The sequence below is a fragment of the Kitasatospora sp. NPDC101157 genome, assembly GCF_044768255.1.
Classification (GTDB): Bacteria; Actinomycetota; Actinomycetes; order Streptomycetales; family Streptomycetaceae; genus Kitasatospora.
On sequence record NZ_JBIWPL010000001.1, the window covers coordinates 194278 to 216965 of the forward strand.

The 22688-nt window shown below is 73.5% G+C and carries 19 protein-coding genes and 1 tRNA gene; 15 read left to right on the plus strand and 5 right to left on the minus strand.

From position 1 onward, the window contains the following. Positions 1–330: 330 nt before the first annotated feature. Entirely contained in the window at positions 331–1815 is a 1485-nt protein-coding gene (locus ACIRVF_RS00920; protein ID WP_402811865.1) for a potassium/proton antiporter, read from the minus strand. 327 nt (positions 1816–2142) lie between these two features. Between ACIRVF_RS00920 and ACIRVF_RS00925 the strand changes: the two genes are divergently transcribed. Further along, the gene (locus ACIRVF_RS00925) at positions 2143–4863 is read left to right on the plus strand and encodes a penicillin acylase family protein (RefSeq protein WP_402811867.1); all 2721 of its coding nucleotides are present in this window, start codon (positions 2143–2145) and stop codon (positions 4861–4863) included. A 62-nt stretch (positions 4864–4925) separates the two neighbouring features. Here the strand turns inward: ACIRVF_RS00925 and ACIRVF_RS00930 are convergent, their stop codons facing one another. Then, the gene (locus tag ACIRVF_RS00930) at positions 4926–5501 is read right to left on the minus strand and encodes a 5-formyltetrahydrofolate cyclo-ligase (protein ID WP_402811870.1); all 576 of its coding nucleotides are present in this window, start codon (positions 5499–5501) and stop codon (positions 4926–4928) included. Between the two features lie 61 nt (positions 5502–5562). Between ACIRVF_RS00930 and ACIRVF_RS00935 the strand changes: the two genes are divergently transcribed. The 10 genes from ACIRVF_RS00935 (at position 5563) to ACIRVF_RS00980 (ending at position 15141) form a co-directional block, all read left to right on the plus strand. Further along, entirely contained in the window at positions 5563–6471 is a 909-nt protein-coding gene (locus ACIRVF_RS00935) for a GGDEF domain-containing protein (protein ID WP_402811872.1), read from the plus strand. A gap of 51 nt (positions 6472–6522) precedes the next feature. Continuing rightward, a complete protein-coding gene (gene galU, locus ACIRVF_RS00940) occupies positions 6523–7443 on the plus strand; it encodes a UTP--glucose-1-phosphate uridylyltransferase GalU (RefSeq protein ID WP_402811874.1) in 921 nt (306 codons plus the stop codon). Positions 7444–7470: 27 nt separating this feature from the next. Next, entirely contained in the window at positions 7471–8808 is a 1338-nt protein-coding gene (gene glp / locus ACIRVF_RS00945; protein ID WP_402811877.1) for a gephyrin-like molybdotransferase Glp, read from the plus strand. Positions 8809–9032: 224 nt separating this feature from the next. Then, positions 9033–9473, plus strand: a complete 441-nt coding sequence (moaC, locus tag ACIRVF_RS00950) for a cyclic pyranopterin monophosphate synthase MoaC (protein ID WP_402812930.1) — start codon at positions 9033–9035, stop codon at positions 9471–9473. Further along, positions 9470–9973 carry a molybdenum cofactor biosynthesis protein B gene (locus tag ACIRVF_RS00955; RefSeq protein ID WP_402811879.1) on the plus strand — a complete coding sequence of 168 codons (504 nt, stop codon included), beginning with the start codon at positions 9470–9472 and terminating at the stop codon, positions 9971–9973. The genes moaC and ACIRVF_RS00955 overlap by 4 nt, the downstream gene beginning before the upstream one ends. A 38-nt stretch (positions 9974–10011) precedes the next feature. Further along, complete coding sequence (locus ACIRVF_RS00960) at positions 10012–10584, plus strand: GNAT family N-acetyltransferase (protein WP_402811881.1); 573 nt, start codon at positions 10012–10014, stop codon at positions 10582–10584. Positions 10585–10746: 162 nt separating this feature from the next. Next, positions 10747–11748 carry a hypothetical protein gene (locus ACIRVF_RS00965; protein ID WP_402811884.1) on the plus strand — a complete coding sequence of 334 codons (1002 nt, stop codon included), beginning with the start codon at positions 10747–10749 and terminating at the stop codon, positions 11746–11748. A 70-nt stretch (positions 11749–11818) separates the two neighbouring features. Next, a tRNA-Ala gene (locus ACIRVF_RS00970) sits at positions 11819–11892 on the plus strand. Between the two features lie 244 nt (positions 11893–12136). Beyond that, positions 12137–13495 (plus strand): glycosyltransferase 87 family protein, encoded by a 1359-nt coding sequence (locus ACIRVF_RS00975; protein ID WP_402811887.1) that lies wholly within the window; start codon positions 12137–12139, stop codon positions 13493–13495. A gap of 26 nt (positions 13496–13521) precedes the next feature. Beyond that, positions 13522–15141, plus strand: coding sequence for a DUF2079 domain-containing protein (locus tag ACIRVF_RS00980; protein WP_402811890.1), 1620 nt, complete (start codon positions 13522–13524; stop codon positions 15139–15141). Here ACIRVF_RS00980 and ACIRVF_RS00985 read toward each other — a convergent pair. From ACIRVF_RS00985 to ACIRVF_RS00995, 3 genes are all read right to left on the minus strand, one after another. Next, positions 15131–15565: a universal stress protein gene (locus tag ACIRVF_RS00985; RefSeq protein WP_402811893.1), complete on the minus strand. Its 435-nt coding sequence runs from the start codon at positions 15563–15565 to the stop codon at positions 15131–15133. The two genes, ACIRVF_RS00980 and ACIRVF_RS00985, sit on opposite strands and share 11 nt — an antisense overlap. A 112-nt stretch (positions 15566–15677) precedes the next feature. Continuing rightward, positions 15678–16544: a peptidase gene (locus ACIRVF_RS00990; RefSeq protein WP_402811896.1), complete on the minus strand. Its 867-nt coding sequence runs from the start codon at positions 16542–16544 to the stop codon at positions 15678–15680. A 2-nt stretch (positions 16545–16546) separates the two neighbouring features. After that, a complete protein-coding gene (locus ACIRVF_RS00995) occupies positions 16547–17875 on the minus strand; it encodes a VWA domain-containing protein (protein WP_402811899.1) in 1329 nt (442 codons plus the stop codon). Positions 17876–18044: 169 nt separating this feature from the next. Here ACIRVF_RS00995 and ACIRVF_RS01000 point away from each other — a divergent pair, with 169 nt between their 5' ends. The 4 genes from ACIRVF_RS01000 to ACIRVF_RS01015 all read left to right on the plus strand — a co-directional run bounded on the left by ACIRVF_RS01000 (position 18045) and on the right by ACIRVF_RS01015 (position 22583). Beyond that, entirely contained in the window at positions 18045–18902 is an 858-nt protein-coding gene (locus ACIRVF_RS01000) for an ATP-binding cassette domain-containing protein (protein WP_402811901.1), read from the plus strand. Continuing rightward, positions 18899–19582: an ABC transporter gene (locus ACIRVF_RS01005; RefSeq protein WP_402811903.1), complete on the plus strand. Its 684-nt coding sequence runs from the start codon at positions 18899–18901 to the stop codon at positions 19580–19582. Before ACIRVF_RS01000 ends, ACIRVF_RS01005 begins: the two co-directional genes overlap by 4 nt. Before the next feature lie 155 nt (positions 19583–19737). Further along, positions 19738–21075, plus strand: coding sequence for an FtsW/RodA/SpoVE family cell cycle protein (locus ACIRVF_RS01010; protein ID WP_402811906.1), 1338 nt, complete (start codon positions 19738–19740; stop codon positions 21073–21075). Further along, on the plus strand, positions 21075–22583 hold the full coding sequence (locus tag ACIRVF_RS01015) for a penicillin-binding transpeptidase domain-containing protein (protein WP_402811909.1): 1509 nt from the start codon (positions 21075–21077) through the stop codon (positions 22581–22583). The genes ACIRVF_RS01010 and ACIRVF_RS01015 overlap by 1 nt, the downstream gene beginning before the upstream one ends. Positions 22584–22688 lie beyond the last annotated feature (105 nt).

Here is a 22688-nt window from a genome sequence, read left to right on the forward strand (position 1 = left end):
GGCATGGGGTGGCCCCGACGGCGCCGAGAGTCGTCCTCTCGCGCGTCGACCGGGGTAGATACCGGGCCGGCCGGGCCTGGTGGGCCGGGGCCGGACCGCGGCCGCCGAGCGGTCGCGCCAACTCTGCGTCAGGCAGATGCTGGGGGTGGTCTAACGGTAGTTATACGGCGTAGTCGAACCAGCATACAGTTACGCGCGTAGATTCCGCCAGATCACCCGTGCGCCACAGGTCACCCCTGCGCCACCGGCCCGACCCGCGGCCACCGGGCCACCCGTGCGCCACCGGCCCGGTCGGGCGGCCCCGGCCCCACCCGTCACCGCCCGGCCCCGTCACCGCCCGTTCAGCCACCCGGCCAGCTTGCCGCCCTTGTCCACGGCCCGCAGCCGCCGCTCCGCCGCCTCGCTCACCTCGTCCGTGGTGACCACCAGCAGTTCGTCCCCGCCGCGCAGCATCGTCGCCTTGTCCGGCACGAAGGAGTTGCCCTCCCGCACGACCAGGGTCACCGCCGCCCCCTTGGGCAGCCGCAGCTCGCTGATCTCCACCCCGGACATCCGCGAGGTCGGCGAGAGGGTGACCGCCAGCAGGTGCCCGTGCAGCTTCTCCAGCGGCGCGGACTCGATGTCGAGGTCCTGCCCCATCGCGCCCTCGCCGATCTTCAGCCGCTTGGCCATCCAGGGCAGGGTCGGACCCTGGAGCAGGGTGAAGACGACGACCAGGATGAAGACGATGTTGAACACGTCCTGGGCCTCGTGGGCGCCGGAGACCACCGGGATGGTGGCCAGCACGATGGGCACCGCCCCGCGCAGCCCGGCCCAGCTCAGCAGGGCCTGTTCGCGGCCGGGCACCTTGAACGGGGTCATCGTGAGCACCACGGACAGCGGCCGGGCCACGAAGACCAGTACCGCGCCGATCACCAGCGCGGGCACCACGGCGTCGCCCATGCTCTCGGGCGCGGCGAGCAGCCCGAGCAGCACGAACATGCCGATCTGCCCTATCCAGGCCAGCCCGTCGGCGAAGCCGCGCACGGCCGGTCCGTGCGGGAGCTTGGAGTTCCCGAGGATCACCGCGCTGATGTAGACGGCGAGGAAGCCGGAGCCGTGCAGCAGCGAGCCGCCGGCGTAGGCGAGCACGGTCAGGGCCACGACGGCGATCGGGTAGAGGCCGGAGGAGGGCAGCGCGACGTGCTTGACCGCGAACGCGCCGAGCTTGCCGACGGCGAGGCCGATCGCCGCGCCGATCGCCAGTTCGGCGACGATCGTGCCGAGCAGCACGTACCAGGTGTCCAGTTCGCCGGCGGAGGCGAAGGCGACGACCAGGATGACCACGGGCGCGTCGTTGAAGCCGGACTCGGCCTCCAGCAGGCCGGTGAGCCGGTGCGGCAGCGGGACCATCCGCAGCACCGAGAAGACGGCCGCGGCGTCGGTGGAGGAGACGATCGCGCCGAGCAGCAGCGAGGTCCGCCAGTCCAGGCCGACCAGCCAGTGGGCGCCGGCCGCGGTGACGAAGACGCTGATCCCGACGCCGACGGTGGCCAGCACGGTGGCCGCCGGCATCGCCGGTCTGACGTCGCGCCAGTTGGTCTTGAGGCCGCCCTCGGCCAGGATCACCACGAGCGCCGCGTAGCCGAGCACCTGGGTCAGTTCGGCGTTGTTGAAGGTGACGCCGATCCCGTCCTGGCCCAGTGCCACGCCGATCCCGAGGTAGATCAGCAGACTGGGCAGTCCTGATCGGGTCGAGAACCGGACGGCGACCACTGCGAAGAGCAGGATCACGGAGGCTTCGAGCAGGAGCTGGTTCAGATGGGCGACGTTCACGCAGTGGCACCTCGGGCAGGCATGGGCGGGCGGGGTGTCAGGTGGTGCAGGGCTGTCAGGTGGTGCGGGTGTTGCGGTTGATGCGGCGGTATCAGTGGTGCGGGGGGTGTTCCGTGTGTACAGAGACGGGTGCTGTCGGGCACCGGCCCGCTAAGAAGTCGTCAATGCTCCTGTTGCGGATCGTTACTCAGTCTAACATTTTGCCATATCTTTAGTTTGGTCCCCCGTTCACAGCCCTCCGCCGACTCGGCCTAATGTGGTTCCCTGTCACGGCCCCAGGCCCTGGACACGCCCGCCCGCCCCGAAGTCAGGACCGCAAGGACCCAGATGCCCCGCTCGAAGAAGTTCCGGCGCGCCCGTCTGATCGTGATCGTGCTGGTCGTGCTGCTGGTGGCCGGCGTCGGCTACGGCGGCTACCGCGGGGTCACCGCGGTCCGTGCGTCCTTCCCGGAGGTGGACGGCTCGGTCAAGGTGGCGGGCCTGAGCGCGCCGGTCGACGTCAAACGCGACGCCAACGGCATCCCGCAGCTGTACGCGGACACCTCCGAGGACCTGTTCCGCGCCCAGGGCTACGTCCAGGCCCAGGACCGCTTCTGGGAGATGGACGTCCGCCGGCACGTCACCGCGGGCCGGCTCTCCGAGATGTTCGGCGACAGCCAGGTCGACACCGACTCCTTCATCCGCACCATGGGCTGGCGCCAGGTGGCGCAGAAGGAGTACGACACCAAGCTCTCGCCGGAGACCAAGAAGTACCTCCAGGCCTACGCGGACGGCGTGAACGCCTGGCTCGCCGAGCACCCCGGCGGGGAGAAGGCCTCGCTGGAGTACACCATGCTCGGCGCCGTCAACAGCGGCTACAAGCCCGAGCAGTGGACCCCGGTGGACTCGGTGGCCTGGCTCAAGGCGATGGCCTGGAACCTCTCCGGGAACCTCCAGGAGGAGATCGACCGCTCGCTGCTCGCCCAGGACTTCGGTCCGGACAAGATTGCCGAGCTGTACCCCGAGTACCCGTACTCCCGCAACGGCACGATCGTGAAGACCGGCACCGTCAGCGGCGACACCTACCGCCCGGCCGACGGCTCCACCCAGCCCGGTGCGACCGCCGGTGGGGGCACCGCCCAGGGCGCGACCACCACCAAGGCGCTGGTCCAGGGCCTCACCGACCGGATCGACGGGATGCCGCAGCTGCTCGGCCGCCCCGGCCAGGGCATCGGTTCCAACTCCTGGGTGGTCGCGGGCTCGCACACCACCACCGGCAAGCCGCTGCTGGCCAACGACCCGCACCTCGGCCCCGGCCTGCCCTCGGTCTGGTACCAGATGGGCCTGCACTGCCGGACCGTCTCGTCGGCCTGCCAGTTCGACGTCTCCGGCTTCACCTTCGCCGGCATGCCCGGCGTGGTGATCGGCCACAACAAGGACATCGCCTGGGGCTTCACCAACCTGGGCGCCGACGTGAGCGACCTCTACCTGGAGAAGGTCACCGGTCCGGACACCTACCAGGTGGACGGCAAGGACGAGAAGTTCGACCTCCGCAAGGAGACCATCAAGGTCGCCGGCGGCGAGGACCGCACCATCACCGTCCGCACCACCAGGACGGGCGCGCCGCTCATCTCCGACACGAGCACCGAGCAGCAGAACGTCGGCAAATACGCCCCCAACGGCAGCTCCGCCCCCGACCGCGGCACCGGCGGCTACGGCGTCGCCCTGCAGTGGACGGCGCTCAGCCCCGGCAAGACCATGGACGCCGTCTTCGAGCTGGACAGGGCGAAGAACTGGGACGACTTCCGGAACGCCGCCAAGGACTTCGCCGTCCCCGCGCAGAACCTGATCTACGCCGACGCCAAGAACATCGGCTACCAGGCCCCCGGCGTCATCCCGGTGCGCGGCAAGGGCGACGGCTCGATGCCCGCCCCGGGCTGGGACTCGTCCTACCAGTGGAAGCCGGACCCGGTCCCCTTCACCGCCCTGCCGTACAGCTTCAACCCGGCCGTCGGCTACATCGTCACCGCCAACCAGGCCGTGGTCGACCCGAACTACAAGTACAACCTGACCAAGGACTGGGAGTACGGCACCCGGGCCAAGGAGATCACCGACCAGATCGAGGGCCTGCTCAAGAACAACGGCAAGATCTCGCCGGACGACATGCAGACCCTCCAGCTGGACAACACCAGCACCATGGCCAAGACGCTGGTCCCGCTGCTGCTCAAGCAGCAGATCGACGACCCGTACGTGCGCCAGGCCCAGGACCTGCTGAAGGACTGGAACTACCACCAGGACGCCGACTCGGCCGCCGCGGCCTACTACAACGGCGTCTGGCGCAACCTGCTCAGCCTCGCCTTCGGCCAGAAGTTCCCGGCCGACATCCGGGCCAAGGACAACTGCCTGCTGGTGCGCCAGCAGGACGACCCGACCAAGCCGGACAGCTCCAGCAAGATCGTCACCCAGTGCGGCACCCGCGACCCGGGCAAGGCCCAGCCGGACGGCGGCGACCGCTGGACCGAGGTCGTCCGGGCCCAGCTCGACAAGCCCGACAGCTCGTGGTGGACGTACATCGACTCCCAGCACAAGGAGCAGAAGGGCCTGGACAACCTGCTCAAGGAGGCGATGAAGAACGCCCGGCAGGACCTGACCTCGCTGCTCGGCAAGGACATCTCCACCTGGAGCTGGGGCCGCCTGCACAAGCTGGAGCTGCGCGAGCAGACCCTCGGCACCGACAACTCCTCGATCGCCTCCGGCGCCGTCCACAAGCTGCTCAACCGCGGCCCGTACCGCCTCTCCGGCGGCTCGGCGGCGGTCGACGCGGCCGGCTGGAACGCGGCGGCCGGCTACCAGGTGGACTGGATCCCGTCGATGCGGATGGTGGTCGACCTGAACGACCTGGACTCCTCGCGCTGGATCAACGTCGGCGGCGAGTCCGGTCACGCCTTCCACGCGAACTACAACGACCAGACCGACCTCTGGCTCAAGGGCAAGCTGCTGACCTGGGCGTTCACCCCGGACGCGGTCGAGAAGGCCACCCAGCACAAGCTGGTGCTCACCACCGGCTGACGCCCGTACGGCACGCGCGCCGCGGCCCCGTTCCCCTCCCGGGGAGCGGGGCCGCCGCCGTCTCAGCCGAGCGCCCGCACCCCCGAGGGCGTGACCGCGAGGTCCACCGGCAGGTCGTGCGGCTCGGCCGGCACCCGGTCCAGCAACTCGTGCTCGTACAGCAGCACGGCCAGCACCGGCCGCACCCCCGCCCGGCCCAGCCGGGCCAGCACCCGGTCGTAGCTGCCGCCGCCCCGGCCCAGCCGCAGCCCGCCCCGGTCCACCGCCAGACCCGGCAGCAGCACCACCGAGGCGCCCGTCACGGCCTCCGGCCCGAGCCGCGGCCCGACCGGCTCCAGCAGTCCCCGCCCGGCCGGGGCCAGTGCCTGCGGCCCCGTGTACTCGGCCCAGTCCAGGTCGTTGTCGGGCAGCAGCACTGGCAGCAGCACCCGCACCCTGCTCTCCCGCAGCGCGTCCAGCAGCGGCCTGGTCCCGGGTTCCGCGCCCACCGAGACGTAGGCGGCCACCGTGGAGCCCGGCGCGGCCAGCTCCCAGGCGTGGCCGGCGAGCGCCTGGGCCGCCTCGGCGCGTCCCTCCGCGGTGAGCGCACGGCGCCGCGTCAACAGCCGTGTCCTCAGGTCGCTCTTCTCGTTGTGCACCGGATCCTCCACGTCCGAAAACCGTGACGCGCAGAGCCTGACACGAGAAAGGGCGCCCCGATTGTCCACCCCGTTGCTGGTCCACGCCCTGGCCGCGCTGAGCGCTCCCGCACTGGCCGGCGCCACCGTGCTGGGACTGCGCGTGCGCCGGGAGCGGACCGAGGCCGCCGAGGACCGGGCACGGCTGAACGGCCGGATCGCCGAACTGGAGGAGCGCTGCGCCGAGCTGGAGCGCACCGCCTCCTGCGACTCGCTCACCGGCGTCTGGAACTACCGCCACCTGCAGCTCACCCTGGACCGGGAGATCGAACGGGCCCGCCGCGCCGAGCACACCGACCAGGCCGACGGCCCGCGCCCGCTGGCCGTGCTGCTGCTGGAGATCGCCGGCTTCGACGCGGTCATCGCCGAGCACGGCCGCGCCCGCGGCAACGCCGTGCTGCGCGACCTCGCCCAGCGGCTCGCGATGGAGATCCGCCGGGCCGACACCCTGGGCCGCTACAGCGGCGAGGAGTTCCTGGTGGTGCTGCCCGACACCGGCGCCGAGGGCGCGGTGCAGGTCGCCGAGCGGCTGGTCTGGTCGGTCCGCCGGCACCTGCTGCTCGACTGGTCCTCCGGCACCCGGGCGCCCCGCCCCGCCGGGGGCAACGGCCTGACCGCCGCCGTCGGCATCGCCGTGCTGCCCGAGGACGGCACCCACGCGGCCGTCCTGGTCCGCTCCGCCGACGCCGCGCTGGCCGCGGCGCGGGCGGCCGGCGGCGACTGCTGGCGGATCGCACCGCGCCCCGGACAGCCCTCCGGCGGGCCCCGTGAACAGGCCGCAGCGGCCCCGGAGCGGCCGTCGACTGCCGAACGTGACCGTTCGGGAAAGCCGGGTAGTCTGTCGGCCTGTACCGGCGGGGACCCCCTGGCCCAACCGGTCGCTTCCCATACGCCTGCCACTGTGGCCGTGCCCCGGGACGTGCTGTCCTAGCCGTCCGACCGTGCTCGGCCGGGCGAAAACGTGCCTGAGTAAGGTAAACGCATGACGACGACCACCTCCCGAATTCCGGTAACCAAGGCCGTGGTACCCGCGGCCGGACTGGGCACCCGCTTCCTTCCGGCGACCAAGGCCACCCCGAAGGAGATGCTGCCCGTCGTCGACAAGCCGGCGATCCAGTACGTCGTCGAGGAGGCCTCCGCCGCGGGCCTGTCGGACATACTGATGGTCACCGGCCGCAACAAGCGCGCGCTGGAGGACCACTTCGACCGGGCCTACGAGCTGGAGGAGCTGCTCGTCCGCAAGGGCGACGAGGACCGCCTGCGCCGGGTCCGCGAGTCCGTCGAGCTGGCCAACATGCACTACGTCCGCCAGGGCGACCCGAAGGGCCTCGGCCACGCCGTCTCCGTCGCGGAGCAGCACGTCGCCGGCCAGCCCTTCGCCGTCCTGCTCGGCGACGACCTGATCGACCCGCGCGACCCGCTGCTCGCCCGCATGATCGAGGTGCAGCAGGAGCTCGGCGGCTCGGTCGTCGCCCTCATGGAGGTCGACCCCTCCCAGATCCACCTCTACGGCTGCGCCGCCGTCAAGGCGAACGGCTTCGGCGAGGACGTCTTCCAGGTGACCGACCTGGTCGAGAAGCCCGAGCCCGGCGAGGCCCCGTCCAACTACGCCGTCATCGGCCGCTACGTCCTGGACCCGCTGGTCTTCGACGTGCTGCGCGAGACCCCGCCCGGCCGCGGCGGCGAGATCCAGCTCACCGACGCCCTGCGCGAGCTGACCACCCGCGAGCCCGAGGCCGGCGGCCAGGTGCACGGCGTGCTCTTCAAGGGCCGCCGCTACGACACCGGCGACCGCGCCGACTACCTGCGCGCTATCGTCCGACTGGCCGCCGAGCGCGAGGACCTGGGCCCGGAGTTCCGCTCCTGGCTGCGGGAGTTCGTCGGCACCGAGCTGCAGGACTGATCTCCCCACACAGAGAGCGAGCCGCCGATGACCGGGTCCACGGAACACAGCACCACCCCCGCAGCCTGCTGCGACGGGTCCGCGGACCGGGCACCGGCGGCTCCTCGCTTCTGGACGGTGGACGAGCACCGCGCCGACGTGCTGGCCGCGGTCGGCCCGCTGCCCGCGATCGAGCTCCAGCTGCTCGACGCCCAGGGCTGCCGACTGGAGGAGAACGTGGTCGCCGACGGCGACCTGCCGCCCTTCGACAACAGCTCGATGGACGGCTACGCGCTGCGCACCGCGGACACCGAGGGCGCCACCGACATCTACCCCTCGGTGCTCACCGTGATCGGCGACATCGCCGCCGGCGCGGGCGAACTGCCCAAGGTCGGCCCCGGCCAGGCCGCCCGGATCATGACCGGCGCACCCCTGCCGCCCGGCGCCCAGGCCGTCGCCCCGGTCGAGTGGACCGACGGCGGCACCGGCACCGGGACGGCCGCCGCCGCGATGACCGCGCCGGTCGCCGACGAGGAGGTCCGGGTGCTGCGCCCGGTCGCCGAGGGCGCCCACATCCGCCGCCGCGGCAGCGACGTCGCGGCCGGCACCACCGTCCTGGAGGCCGGCACCCGGCTGGGCCCGACCCAGCTCGGCCTGCTCGCCGCGGTCGGCCGGGCCACCGTGAAGGTCCGCCCGCGCCCCCGGGTGGTGGTGCTCTCCACCGGCAGCGAGCTGGTCCAGCCCGGCGAGCCGGTCGGGCCCGGGCAGATCGTCGACTCCAACAGCTTCACCCTCACCGCGGCGGCCCAGGAGGCCGGCGCCATCGCCTACCGGGTCGGCGGCGTCCCCGACGACGCGGACGTGCTGCGCGCCGTCCTGGAGGACCAGCTCGGCCGGGCCGACCTGATCGTCACCAGCGGCGGGGTCAGCGTCGGCGCGTACGACGTGGTCAAGGAGGTCTTCGAGTCCTACGGGGGTGTCGACTTCCGAAAGCTCCGGATGCAGCCCGGCAAGCCCCAGGGCTTCGGCCGGATCGGCGGAGCGGCCGGGGTGCCGCTGCTCGCCCTGCCGGGCAACCCGGTGAGCGCCTACATCTCCTTCGAGCTCTTCGTCCGCCCGGTCATCCGCACCATGCTGGGCGCGGCCGACGTCCACCGCCCGGTGGTGCGCGCGCTCTGCCCGTCCGCGCTGCGCTCCCCGGCGGGCCGCCGGCAGTTCCTGCGCGGCCGCTACTCGGCGGCCGACGGCACGGTGGAGCCGGTCGGCGGCGCCGACTCGCACCTGGTCGGCGCACTGGCCCGGGCGAACTGCCTGATCACCGTCCCCGAGGACACCACCGAGCTGCCGGCCGGCAGCGAGGTCGACGTGCTGCTGCTGGACTCCTGACGGTCCAGGAGGGGAGCGGCTGCCGCACCCGGCGTGCGGGTTCCGCCCCGAGCCGGGGGAGCGCCGGCCGTCGGTGTCGGGTCAAGAGCGCCCGGAGGCGAGCGGGCGGGCCGACGAGCGGTACCGTAGCGCGGTATTCGACCTGCGCGCCCCTGGAGTTACCCGTGACGACACCGAACCCCGGCGACCGACTCACCCACGTCGACGAGCAGGGCGCCGCCCGGATGGTCGACGTGTCCGGGAAGGACACCACCGCGCGCACCGCCGTCGCCGCCGGCCGGGTCCGGGTCTCCCCGCGGGTGGTGGAACTGCTGCGCGGCGAGGGCGTGCCCAAGGGGGACGCCCTCGCGGTGGCCCGGATCGCCGGGATCATGGGCGCCAAGCGGACCCCGGACCTGATCCCGCTCTGCCACCCGATCGCGGTCTCCGGCGTCAAGGTCGACCTCGCCGTCGCGGACGACGCGGTCGAGATCACCGCCACCGTGAGGACCGCCGACCGCACCGGCGTCGAGATGGAGGCGCTGACCTCGGTGACGGTCGCCGCGCTGACCGTGATCGACATGGTCAAGGCGGTGGACAAGGGCGCCGCCATCGAGTCCGTCCGGGTGCTCAGCAAGACCGGCGGCAAGAGCGGCGACTGGTTCGCGCCGGAGGTGGGCGCATGAAGGCGCTCGCCGTGACGGTCTCCAACCGGGCCTCGGCCGGGGTGTACGAGGACAGGGGCGGCCCGCTGCTGGTGGCCGGGCTGACCGCGATGGGCTTCACCGTGGACGGCCCACGGGTCGTCCCGGACGGCGAGCCGGTCGAGGCCGTGCTGCGCGAGGCCGTCGCCGCCGGGTACGACGTGGTGCTGACCACCGGCGGCACCGGCATCTCGCCGATGGACCTCACCCCCGAGATGACCGCCCGGGTCATCGACCGGCAGATCCCCGGCATCGCCGAGGCGATCCGCGCCCACGGCCGCGACAAGGTGCCCACCGCGGCGCTCTCCCGCGGGCTCTCCGGGCTCGCCGGACGTACCCTGATCGTCAACCTGCCGGGATCGACCGGCGGCGTCAAGGACGGTCTGGCCGTCCTGGAGCCGCTGCTCGCCCACGCCGTCGACCAGCTCGGCGGCGGGGACCACCCCCGGCCCGACGCACCAGCTTCCGGGAGAGCGCACTGAACGCCGGCTGGCCGGTAGAACTCCAGGAGGGGGAGGTCGTGCTGCGCCCGATCCGGGCGCGCGACCAGCGCGAGTGGCAGGAGGTGAGCCGCCGCAACCGGGACTGGCTGCGCCGCTGGGAGGCCACCGTGCCGCCCGGCCCGGCGGGCCAGGCCGTCGGCCCCCGCCCGACGTACCGGCAGATGGTCCGCTTCCTGCGCGGCGAGGCCTCGGCCGGCCGGATGCTGCCCTTCGTGGTGCTCTACAAGGGCCAGCTGGTGGGCCAGTTGACCGTCGGGGGGATCACCTGGGGCTCGATGTGCTCGGCCAACATCGGCTACTGGATCGACGAGGCGGTGGCCGGCCGGGGCATCATGCCGACCGCCGTGGCGCTTTCGGTGAACTACTGCTTCCACACCCTCGGACTGCACCGGATCGAGGTCTGCATCCGCCCGGAGAACGCCCCCAGCCGACGGGTGGTGGAAAAGCTCGGCTTCCGCTCGGAGGGAATCCGCCCGCGCTATCTCCACATCGACGGCGACTGGCGGGACCACTTGGTCTACGCCCTGACCGCCGAGGAGGTCCCGGAAGGCATGCTGGAGCGCTGGCGGGCGCTCAGTTCCGGCCGGTAACCGCCTAATTGAATATATGTTCGAAAGAAATATCGATATGGCATCGGCCCGGTGGCGGACCGTCACAAACACCGGCAAAATAGTCGGAGAATCAGCTTGATCACACGACACGCCGCGCCAAATTGCTGCCAGGCCTTCCCCGGCGCCCGTACGGTGTGAATCGTGAGCAGTAGCGGCCTTATCTACGCCGTCATCGTAGGGGCCTGGGCCGCCTATCTGGTGCCGATGTGGCTCCGCAGGCAGGACGAACTCAACGAGGCGCGCCCGACGGAACGCTTCAGCACCGCCATCCGCCTGCTGGCCGGGCGTTCGGCGCTGGAGCGGCGGGCAGCCCGGGCCCTGGGCGACGAACCGCGTGACGGCGACGAGCAGAGCAACGACGGTCCTCCCGAACGGGACGAGACCGACTCCGTCGACCCCGCTCCGCGGGAGCCCGAACCCCCCGCGGAGCGGCCGGCCGAACGACCGGCCCCCCTGCGGGCGGTCGGCGGCGAGCGCCGGGCGCGGCTGCTGGCCCGCCGGCGCCGGATGGTCACCGTCCTCTTCCTGGCCTTCGCCCTCGGCGCGGTGGTCGCCGCGGTGGCCGGCCTCGCCTTCCTCTGGGTCCCGGCCGTCCCGGCCCTCCTCCTCACCCTGTACATCGGCCACCTGCGCAAGCTGGAGCGCCAGCGGTACGAGGTGAAGCTCGACCGGGCCCGGGCCGCCCAGGCGGCCGAGCGGCTGCGCCAGCGCGAGCGGCAGCGCGCCGGGGCGCCGACGGACGACCGGCCGACGGTCGAGGCGCCCGTCGAGGCGGAGCCGGCCCCCGTCCCGCAGGCCGGGCAGCGGCCCGACGGCCGTCCGCACCTGCGGCTGGCCGCCGACGCCGGGGAGGCCACGGCGGCCTCCGCCTCCGCGGTGGCCGAGGCGACCGAACACGAGGAGTGGGTCGACGGCATGCGCGAGCGCGGTGCGGCCGGCCCGGACTCCTGGGAGCCGGTACCGGTCCCGCTGCCGACCTACGTCACCGCGCCGGTCGCTCCCCGGGTTTCCCGCGGCCTCGACCTGTCGGCCCCCGGCACCTGGACCGCCGGGCGCCCCGCCGAGCCCCGCAGCACCCCGCTCTTCGACCAGTACGCCGAGGCGCCGGCCCCGGAGCCCCGCCCCCGCGCGGCCAACGAATGACCGCCGTGACCACCCCGACCAGGGGGTGGTCACGGACCCCCTCCGAAAGGTGCTAGAGTTTCTTCTCGTTGGGGCTGTGGCGCAGTCCGGTAGCGCACCTCGTTCGCATCGAGGGGGTCAGGGGTTCGAATCCCCTCAGCTCCACCCAACGGACCGGCTCCGACCGGTCCACCAAATCCCGCCGGGAGTCAACTCCCGGCGGGATTTCGCGTTTTGCGGCCTCCGGGGGAGCGGGCAGCCGCCCCGTGACGGAGCTCACGCCGCCCTCGCCGGCCGGAATCTGACGCACTTTGGGACTCAGGGGAGTCTCAGGGGGGTCGGTTATGGTGGGTGGGCCCAGACGCTGACGAGGGAACGATCTGGTCTATCTCAACGGGGTGCCATCGCGGTGCGCGAGTTCGGTCTGAAACGGTGGACGCGGCAGGCGGACCCGGCGGGGCCGGGCAGCGGCCCGGCGAGCGGAAGACCGAATTCCTGGACCGTCGCGGCGGTCTGCGTCGCCGTGGTGTCCCTGGCGGCCTTCGTCGTCCAACGGCACGTGCACGGGGCGAACATGGTCGACATGCTCGTCTACCGGGCCGAGGGCCGGGCCGTCGTCAACGGCGACGACCTGTACGCGATGCGGCTGCCCGGCTGGGACCTGCCGGCCACCTACCCGCCGTTCGCCGCGCTGCTGTTCGTACCGAGCACCTGGTTCGGGGTGAGCCCGCTGCGCGTCCTGGTGACGCTCGGCAACTACGCGCTGCTCGGCCTGGCCGTCCACCTGTCGCTCAAGCTGGCCGGCTGGCCCGCCCGGCGGCACCGCCCGGCCGCCACGATCCTCGCGACCGGCCTCGGCGTCTGGCTGGAGCCGGTGTACACCACCTTCCAGTACGGCCAGGTCAACCTCGCCATCCTCTGCCTGGTGCTGTGGGACCTGACCCGGCCGGACCGCGGCCGGTTCAAGGGCGTGGGCATCGGCCTGGCCACCGCGATCAAGATCACCCCGGGCCTGTTCACCGTCTACCTGGTCCTCACCGGCCGGATCCGGGCCGCCCTGGTGTCCGTCGGCACCTTCCTGGCGGCCGGCCTGATCGGCTGGATCGTCCTGCCGGACGGCTCGTACGGGTTCTGGACCGAGTACCTGTGGGACCCGAGCCGGGTCGGCGTCACGGTGCTGGTGGACAACCAGTCGCTGCGCGGGGCCGTCTGCCGGCTGCTCGACGCCAACGACCCCGGCACGGCCGGGCTGATCGCCACCGGGCTGGTGGCCGCGCTCGGCCTCGCGGTGGCCGTGCTCGCCGGGCGCTCCGCCCGGGTGCTGCGCCGGGCCGACGCCTGGGGCGGCGTCTGCACCGCCCTCACCGCGCTGCTGGTCTCCCCGATCAGCTGGACCCACCACTGGGTCTGGTGCATCCCGCTGATCGCCCTGCTGGCCGCGGAGGCCAGGAGTGCCGGGCGCAGGGTGCTGCTGGGCGCGACGCTGGTGGTCTTCCTCTCCCATGTGATGTGGACCGTGCCGCACCGCTGGGGGCGCGGGGTCGCCTGGTACTGGCAGCTGCCCGGCTCGATCTACCCGCCGCTGGGCATCGCCGTCCTGGCCGTCATCGGCCTGCGGCTGTACCGCGCCCGGCGGCAGGAGGTCGACGCCCAGGCCGGTGCCTGGGCACTGCTCGGCGCCAAGCTCGACCCCGACCTCGACCGTGACCTCGACGGCCGTCACGATCACGACCCCGCCCGTGACCCCGCCCTGACCAATCGGACCTGACAGACCAGCGACGGACCGGAGCCGACGTGACCACCCAGACCGCGACCCCGTCGCCGCCCCTGGCCACCGCGACCGCCGTCCGCGGGGCCGCGGCCGCCCTGGGCACGCCCGCCCGGCGCACGGTGCTGCTCGGCGTGCTGTGCTTCGCGGTGATGTGCGCCATCGGCATGCAGGGCTGGGCCTCCGTCTCGCTCGGCGGCTTCGACCTCGGCATCTTCGACCAGGGCGTGCGCGGCTACTCCCACTTCCACCTGCCGGTCTCCACACTGAAGTACTACCACCACGAGTTCCCGCCCGGGTTCTCGCTGCTGGGCGACCACTTCTCGCCGGTGCTGGCGCTGCTCGCCCCGCTGTACTGGATCTGGGACGACCCCCGCTCGCTGATCATCGGGCAGGCGCTGCTGTTCGCGCTCGGGGTGCCGCTGATCCGGCGGATCGCCGCACACGCCTTCGCCGCCGCCGAGCCGCGCACCGCCCGCCGGGCCGCCGACCTGACCGGGCTGGTCTACGCGCTCGGCTGGCCGCTGCTGGTCGCCTCCCGGGTCGGCTTCCACGAGGTCGCCTTCGCCGTCCCGCTGACCCTGCTGATGCTGGAGCGCGGCCAGGCCCGCCGCTACGGCACGGTGGTGCTCGCCGCGGTGCTGCTGTGCTGCACCAAGGAGGACCTGGGCCTGCTGGTCGGCGCGTACGGGCTGGTGCTGCTGCTGCGCACCCGCCGCACCGGGGACCGGGCCGGGCGCTCCACCGGGATCGGCCTGCTGCTGGGCGGACCGGTCGCCTCGGCGGTGGCGATCAAGTGGCTGATCCCGGCGATGGGCGGCGAGCCGGGCTACTACTGGAACTACAAGGCGCTCGGCGATGACGGCGGCGACGCGCTGCGGAACCTGCTGCACGACCCGTTCCTGCTGGTGCAGACCGCCTTCGACCAGCCGCTGAAGCCGCTGCTGCTGCTCTGGCTGTTCGGCACCCTGTTCCTGCTGCCGCTGCGCTCGGCCACCGTGCTGTGCATGCTGCCGCTGCTGGCCGAGCGGATCCTCTCCAGCAACCCCAACCACTGGTCGATCGCCCGGCACTACGACTCGATGCTCTGGCCGGTCCTGCTGACCGCCGCGGTCGAGGTGCTGGGGCGGATGAGCGCCGTCGAGCGGCCCGCGCGGACCCGTCGGCGGGCCCGGCTGCTGGGCCTGGGCACGGTCGGGGTGGCGCTGGTCGCGGCGGTGCCGATCGGGCTGCTGCAGCTCGCGGTGCCGTCCTCCTGGGAGCCCAGGGCGAGCGAGGCCGCGCTGGTCCGGGCGGCGAAGCTGATCCCGGACGGCGCCTCGGTGGAGGCGGACAACCAGATCGCGCCGAGGCTGACCGCCCGGACCGACGTGGTGCTGGTGGACGGGACGCCGCGCGGGCGCGAGTACGTGCTGACCCGGTCCGACAAGCGGTCCTTCCCGTTCAAGACGGACAAGGAGCAGGCCGACCGGATCGAGTTGCTGCTGGCGCACGGCTACCGGCAGCTCTGGGCCGAGGGCGGCGTGGTGCTGCTGCACCGGGAGAGCACCGAGCCGGTGCCCGGCGAGCACGTGCCGGGGCCGGGCAGCAGGCCGGTCCAGGACGAGGTGCCGTCCGACGTGGGCCACAACCTGTTCAAGGGCTGATCCGCTCGTTGCGGACGATCACCACCGGGCAGGGCGCGTGGTGCAGGCAGTACTGGGCGACGGTGCCCAGCGGGACGTCCGGCGGGGTGGTGTGGCCGCGGTTGCCGAGGACCAGCAGGGCGGCGCCGGTCGCGGCGGCGACCAGCGCGGGGCCGGGAGGGCCGGCCCGGAGCAGGCGGCGGAGCGGGACGGCGCACGCGGCGGCCGTGTCGGCGAGGATCTCCGCGGCGCGGCGCTCGGTCTCGAAGCCGTCCAGGGCGGGCGGGACGAGGCCGTTCTCGCCGAACAGGCAGGGGAAGTCCCAGACGGCCACCGCCTCCAGCGGGCCGCCGGTGAGGCCGGCCAGGCGGGCCGCCCAGCGGACGGCGGCGCGGGCGGGCGCGGAGCCGTCCACGCCGACCACGATCCGGCCGCGCGGTTGCATGGTTCGAGCGTAGGCACGCGGGCGCGTCCGGACACGCCGGAGGGCCGGCCGGAAGGTGTCCGGCCGGCCCTCGGGGTCCGTCCTCGAACTCCCCGCCCGCGGCGGGATCCTCCTACGGGCGCTCGGAGTAGGAGCCGTGCTGGTGCGAGCCCTGAGGCGGGACGGCGCCGTAGTGGCCGGGTCGGTGGCCGCGCGGGTGCCGGGTCAGGTGGTAGCCCAGGACACCGGCCAGGGCGGCCAGGAAGCCGCCGCCGACGGTCCAGTACCAGCGGCTGTTCCAGCCGGAGAACCAGCCGGTGTACCAGTGCTCCTCCTCCGCGACCGGGGCCGCGGCCTTGGCGGTGCTCGCACCGCCGCCGACCGGCGGGACCAGCGGGGCCTTGAGCGTGCCGCCCTCGGGCTGGGCGTTGTCGGCGTTGCCCTTGGCGGCGACGTGCAGCTGGGCGGTGGCGGCCAGGCCGAGGTCGGGCTGCGGGGCGTCGGTGACCGACAGCCGGACGTAGTACGTGCCGGGCAGCGGGTCGCCTGACCACGGCTCGGCCCAGGTGCGGATCTCGCGCAGGGTGCAGTTCAGCGTCAGGCTGGTGGCGCTCTGGTCGCCGGTGGCGTTCTGGGTGCCGGCGGTGCAGGCCTGACGGCGGCGCAGCCCGTCGAAGACCTCGACCGTCCAGGTCTGCGGCCCGTGCCGGTCGGCGCCGGGGGCCAGATTGACGGTCAGGCCGACCGTCGGGGTCTGGCCCTCGGAGGCGCCGAACGCCCAGTACAGGTAGTCGCCGGTGGAGACGGCGACGTTGGCGTCCTGGCCGGGGGAGAGGTTGACCGCGGTCAGGAAGGAGGTCCCGGCCTTGGTGGCCGGGGCCGGGGTGCCGCTCGCGGTCGCCGTCGGGGACGGCGAGGCGGCGGAGGCGGCCGGGGCGCCCAGCGCGAGGGCGGGCAGCAGGGCGAGGGCGGCGAGGGCGCCGCGGATCGTCGTACGCATGATCAGTTCTCCCGCCAGACGGCGATGCGCCAGCGTGCGATCCAGCCGGCCACCAGGCCGAAGACCAGGCCGGCCAGGGTGAGGGTGAGCAGCAGGATCCAGCCGCGGCCGAGACCCATCGCGGCGCCCTCGGGGGCGGGCGAGGCGGACGCGAGGTCCACGGTCAGCTCCAGCGGCATGCCGGGGTCGGCCTGGACGCCGGCCTGGGGGGCCAGCGAGTTGCTGACGACCAGGCAGACGGTGGTGTCCGGCTTGTCCTTGTCCTTGGCCGAGGTGGTCGGGCTCGCGGTGACGTAGCCCTTGGAGTCGTTGGTGGACCAGCGCAGACCGGTGGAGATCACGTCGGTGCGGGCGCTGCCGGCGTCGGTGCCGCGGACCAGTTCCTGGCCGGTGGCGCTGGTGGCCTGGAGCAGCACGCCGTAGTCCCGGGCCACCGCGCGGTCGAGGCCCACGCTGACCGAGGCGCGCAGCTCCTGGCCGGCCTTGACCGGGACCTTGTAGACGCGGTGCTCGGAGAACTTCTCCCGGTCGCTGTAGACGCCGGGGGTGAGCACCGGGGCGCTCTCGCACTTGTCGGTGCCGGTGGTCTTGACCGGGTTGACGGTGTAGGTGTCGTTGGAGCGGTCGACCAGCTGCTTCACCTTGTCGGTGAGCTGCTGCGGGGTGCGGACGTCGGTGTAGGTGCCGCCGGTCGCGTTGGCGATGCAGAGCAGCTGCTGGCGGGTCTTGTCGTCGTGGGCCAGGCCGAGGGTGTCGACCACCAGGTGGATGCCCTGGGAGGCGAGCTCGCGGGCCACGTCGCACGGGTCGGGCGGGGTGCAGGTGTCCTCGCCGTCGGTGATCAGCACGATCCGGCGGGTGGCGTCGCCCTTGCCGAGGTCCTGGGCGGCGCCGCGCAGGGCCAGGCCGATCGGGGTCCAGCCGGTGGGGCGCAGGGTCGCGACCGCGGTCTTGGCCTCGACCTTGTTGGTCCTGCCGACCGGGAAGAGCTGCTTGGTGTCCTGGCAGCCGAGGTTCTTGTCGTTGCCGGGGTAGGTGGCGCCGAGGGTGCGGATGCCGAATTCGGTCTCCGCGGGCAGGGCGTCGATCACCTCGCCCAGGGACTGCTGGGCCACCGAGATGCGGCTCTTGCCCTGGATGTCGGTGATGTTCATGGAGCCGCTGACGTCCAGGATCAGGTCGACCTTGGGGGCCTCCTGGGTCGCGGGGGAGGCGCCGGCTGAGGGTTCGTCGGCGTGGGCGGGCAGGCCGAGGAGCAGCGAGGCGCCCGTTATCGCCAGGGCGGCCAGCAGGCTGCCGAGCCTGGTCTTCGGTCGTCGTCCGGTATTCACCCGGCCGATCCTAGGGATCATCAGTTCGTCAGGGCCAAACGGGACCGGACGGTGCACCCCACCTGTCCGGTCATGAACTCCGGCGCGCGCGGGGGCCATTGCCGTCCGCCGTGCTCACGCGGGCCTTACCCGCGGCGGATAGCCTTCGTACGGCGCGGAGGGAGGCGGCGTGCGGACGGAGCTGACGGCGGTCGGCAAGCGGTACGGGCGGGGCGGCCGGTGGATCCTGCGCGATGTCCGGCTGGCCGTCGGGCCGGGGGAGTTGGTGCGGATCGCCGGGTCGAACGGGAGCGGCAAGTCGACCCTGCTGCGGCTGGTGGCCGGGATCGAGCGGCCGAGCACCGGCCGGGTGGTGCGGTCCGGGGCCGCGGCGTACGTGCCGGAGCGCTTCCCGCCGGCGCTGCCCTTCGACGCCGCCTCGTACCTGCTGCGGGTGGGCCGGGTGCACGGGCTGTCGGAGGCGGTGGCGCGGCGGCGGTCCGGGGAGTGGCTGGACCGGTTCGGCATCGCGGACCGGGCGGGCACCCCGCTGAGCCGGTTGTCCAAGGGCACCTGCCAGAAGGTCGCGGTGGCGCAGGCGCTGATCGCCGAGGCCCGGGTGCTGCTGCTGGACGAGGCCTGGACCGGGCTGGACCCCGAGGCCAGGGCGGTGCTGGACGAGGCGGCGGCCGAGCGGGCGGCGGCGGGCGCCGCGGTGCTGTTCGTGGACCACGACCCGGCCCGGCTGGCCGGGCGGACCAGCGCCGCCTACCGGGTCGGGACGGACGGCGGGCTGCGCCCGGTGGTGGAGGAGTCGCCGCGGGCGGTGGACGGAGGCGGGCCGGTGATGGAGATCGAGGTGGACGTCCCGGACGGTGCCCCGCTGCCGGAGCGGCTGCCCGGTGCGCCGGAGTCCGCCGCGCTCGGCGGGACGGCGGTGCGGCTGACGGTGGCGGCCGAGCACTCGGACGCGCTGCTGCGCGGTCTGCTGCTCGGCCGCCCGGCCGTACGGGTGCTGGCGGTGCGTCGACGGGAGGAGCGGCGGTGAGGCAGGTCGGGGCGCTGACCCGGTACCACCTGGAGCTGCTGGTGCGCTCGCACGCCTGGCTGCCGCCGTTCCTGGCGTTCGCGCTGCTGATGGTGATCGGGGTGACGCCGGGTGATCCGCTGCTGGGCGGGCTCGGCTACGGCGCGGGGCTGCTGGTGCCGGTGAGCGCCTGGTACGTGCGCAGCGCGCTGACCGCCGAGCCGCCGGCCTCGCGGGCCTGCCTGGTCGCGGTGGCGGGCCCGGCACGGGTGCACCTGGGCGCGCTGCTGGCGGCGCTGACGGCCGGTCTGGTGCTGGCGGCGGGCGAGGTGGCGGTGCTGTGGTGGATCAGCGGGGCGGTGGTCAACCGGGGGGCGCAGCAGGATCCGGGCGTCGGCCGGGCGCTGCTGGCCGGGCTGGCCACCTCGGTGGCGTGCGTGCTGCTGGGGGCGCTGGCGGGATCGCTGGGCAACCGCCCGGTGCCGGTCCGCGCGCCGTACGGCATCCTGGCGGCGCTGGGCCTGTCCGCGGCGGCGCTGGTGGTGCCGTTCTCGCCGGCCAACGCTGCGGTGCGCGGGGTGGTGACCGCGGCCCGGACCGGGCGGCTGGCCGTGCCCTGGGGCGAAGCGCTGCTGGCCGTCGCCCTGTTCACGGCGGCCGCGGCCGGGCTGGCGGCGCTGGCCGGACGGCGGCCGGAGTGAGGGCGGCGGCCGCAATCGCGGACACACCGCAGCGAAGAACCCGAACCTGTGGATAACGCTCGTTAGGGTGACGAACCAGGCGCCGGTGCCCGTACCCGGTCCGCCGCTTCGACTCCCCGCCTCTCCCAGGACGGTCCGTGGCGACACCCTCCGCCGTGACGAGATCCGCCGCCCGGCCGAACCGGCCGGTGCCGAGCCGGCGCACCACCGAGCTGGTGCTGGTGCTGGCCGCCGTCCTGACCGCGGTGTTCGGCTACGTCGAGGTGGGCGTGAACCTCGACGGCGAGGTGCCGGCCGACGCCGCCCGGTACGGGGCCGCGCTCGGCGTGCTCGCCCTGGCGGCGCACGGCACGGTCCGGTGGCGGGCCCGGTACGCGGATCCGCTGCTGCTGCCGATCGCGGTGCTGCTCAACGGGATCGGGCTGGTGGTGATCCACCGTCTCGACCGGGCCACCCCGGGCCGCGAGGCGGCCTCCGCGCAGCTGCTCTGGTCGGGTTTGGGGGTGGCGCTGTTCATCGCCGTGCTGCTGCTGGTGCGCGACCACCGCCGGCTGCGGCGCTACGCGTACGTCGGGGCGCTGGTGGCGCTGGTCCTGCTGGTGGCGCCGATCTTCTTCCCGCCGGTGTACGGCTCGCGGATCTGGATCGTCGTCGGGCCGCTGTCCTTCCAGCCCGGGGAGTTCGCCAAGATCCTGCTGGCCGTCTTCTTCGCCGCCTACCTGGCGGTGCACCGGGACGCGCTGGCGCTCACCGGCCGCCGGGTCTGGCGCTGGCAGCTGCCGCGCGGGCGGGTGCTGGGGCCGGTGCTGATGATCTGGGCGGCCTTCGTCGGGGTGCTGGTGCTGGAGACCGACCTCGGGATGTCCCTGCTGTACTTCGGCCTGTTCGTGGTGATGCTCTACGTGGCCACCGCGCGTACCGGCTGGATCGCGATCGGCCTGGGCCTGGCGGCGGTCGGCGCGGTGACGGTGGGCCGGCTCTCGCCGCACGTGCACAGCCGGGTGGTGGACTGGCTGGACCCGCTGGGCTCGATCGCGGCGGGCAGGGGTGCCAACCAGATCGCCCAGTCGCTGTTCGCCTTCGCCTGGGGCGGGGAGCTGGGCACCGGGCTGGGCAACGGGCACTCGGTGCTGATCGGCTTCGCCGCCAAGTCGGACTTCATCCTCGCGACCATCGGCGAGGAGCTCGGCCTGACCGGGCTGGTCGCGGTGTTCCTGCTGTACGCGGTGCTGGTCTCGCGCGGCTTCCGGACCGGCATCGCGCTGCGCGACCCGTTCGGGCGGCTGCTGGCGATCGGGCTGGCGGCGACCCTGGGCCTGCAGGTGTTCGTGGTGGCGGGCGGGGTGCTCGCGCTGATCCCGCTGACCGGGATGACCATGCCGTTCATCGCCCAGGGCGGCTCCTCGGTGGTCAGCAACTGGATCGTCGTCGCGCTGCTGGTGCGGATGAGCCATGACGCCCGGCGTCCGGCGCCGGTGCCGGAGGTGGGCTGATGGCCTCGACCCGACCGCGGGGCAACGGCCCGCAGGGACTGCCCGGGATCTCGGTCACCGGACGCCGGGCGGCCACCTTCTGCCTGCTGCTGGTCGGGGCGCTGTGCGTGCAGGCCACCCGGGTGCAGGTGTTCGAGTCCAGGGACCTCGACCGCAACCAGGCCAACCAGCGGCTCACCGTCGAGCGCTACGCCCGCCCGCGCGGCGACATCCTGGTCGGCGGCCGGCCGGTGACCGGCTCGCGGCCCTCCGGCGGCCGGTACGCGTACGAGCGCACCTACACCGACGGCCCGACGTACGCCGCCGTCACCGGCTTCGCCTCCCAGGCGTACGGCACCAGCCAGCTGGAGGGCACCGAGGACGGCCTGCTGACCGGCACCGACGGCCGGCTGACCGGCTGGTCGCTGTGGGACGCGCTCACCCGTCGGCAGAACCCCGGCGGGGACGTGTACACCACGATCGACCCGGCGGCCCAGCAGGCCGCGATGAGCGGGCTCGGCGCCCAGAAGGGCGCGGTGGCGGCGATCGAGCCGGCCACCGGCCGGATCCTGGCGCTGGCCAGCACCCCCTCCTACGACCCGGGCGGCTTCGCGGGCTCCTCGGGCGCCGACCGGACGGCGTGGAACCGGCTGCAGGCCGACACCGACCAGCCGGTGCTCAACCGGGCGCTGCGCCAGACCTACCCGCCGGGCTCGACCTTCAAGGTGGTCACCGCCGCCGCGGCGCTGACCGCCGGGGTGGTCACCGACCCGGGCGCGCCGACCGACGCCCCCTTCCCGTACGTGCTGCCCGGGACGACCACGCCGCTGGTCAACGACAGCGCGGACTGCGACCGGCCGGGGCTGTCGCTGGACGCCGCGATGACCGCCAGCTGCAACAGCGTGCTGGGCTACCTCGGGGTGCGGACCGGGCTGTCCAGGGTGGTGGAGACGGCCGAGGGCTTCGGTTTCAACGACCCGCGGCTCGATGTGCCGGTGCGCCCGGCCCGGTCCACCGTGGACACCTCGATGGACCCGTCCCAGCTGGCGCTCTCCTCGATCGGGCAGTTCGACACGGCGGCCACCCCGCTGGTGATGGCGATGGTCGCGGCCGGGATCGCCAACGGCGGGACGGTGATGCGTCCACAGCTGGTGGACAAGCTGACCAGGAGCGACGGCACCGAGGTGGAGCTGATGAAGCCCCAGGTCTACCGGCGGGCGGTCACCCCGGGAGTGGCGGCGCAGGTGCGGAAACTGATGATCGACGTGGTGGAGCACGGCACCGGGGGGAACGCCCGGATCGCCGGGGCGGTGGTCGGCGGGAAGACCGGCACCGCCCAGCACGGGGTGGGCAACAGCGGTACGCCGTACGCCTGGTTCATCGCCTGGGCCGAGCCGGCCGGTTCGGACGCGGTGCCGCCGGTCGCGGTGGCCGTGGTGGTCGCGGACAGTGACGCCACGGACGTCACGGGTGGCGCGCTGGCCGCGCCGATCGCCCGCTCGGTGATGCGGGCGGTGCTCGGCCGCTGAGGCCGGTCAGGCGCCGTGAACTGGACGGTTCAGCAGACCGGTCGGAGATGCAACGGGTGCGAAGTGTCCGGTTTGTTATGTCTGATGCGCCGATTCGTACAATGC

Coding starts and splice junctions, on each gene's coding strand:
- ACIRVF_RS00925 (WP_402811867.1), top strand. CDS start 2,143: ATGCCCCGCTCGAAGAAGTTCCGGCGCGCCCGTCTGATCGTGATCGTG.
- galU (WP_402811874.1), top strand. CDS start 6,523: ATGACGACGACCACCTCCCGAATTCCGGTAACCAAGGCCGTGGTACCC.
- glp (WP_402811877.1), top strand. CDS start 7,471: ATGACCGGGTCCACGGAACACAGCACCACCCCCGCAGCCTGCTGCGAC.
- moaC (WP_402812930.1), top strand. CDS start 9,033: ATGGTCGACGTGTCCGGGAAGGACACCACCGCGCGCACCGCCGTCGCC.
- ACIRVF_RS00955 (WP_402811879.1), top strand. CDS start 9,470: ATGAAGGCGCTCGCCGTGACGGTCTCCAACCGGGCCTCGGCCGGGGTG.
- ACIRVF_RS00985 (WP_402811893.1), bottom strand. CDS start 15,565: ATGCAACCGCGCGGCCGGATCGTGGTCGGCGTGGACGGCTCCGCGCCC.
- ACIRVF_RS00990 (WP_402811896.1), bottom strand. CDS start 16,544: ATGCGTACGACGATCCGCGGCGCCCTCGCCGCCCTCGCCCTGCTGCCC.
- ACIRVF_RS01015 (WP_402811909.1), top strand. CDS start 21,075: ATGGCCTCGACCCGACCGCGGGGCAACGGCCCGCAGGGACTGCCCGGG.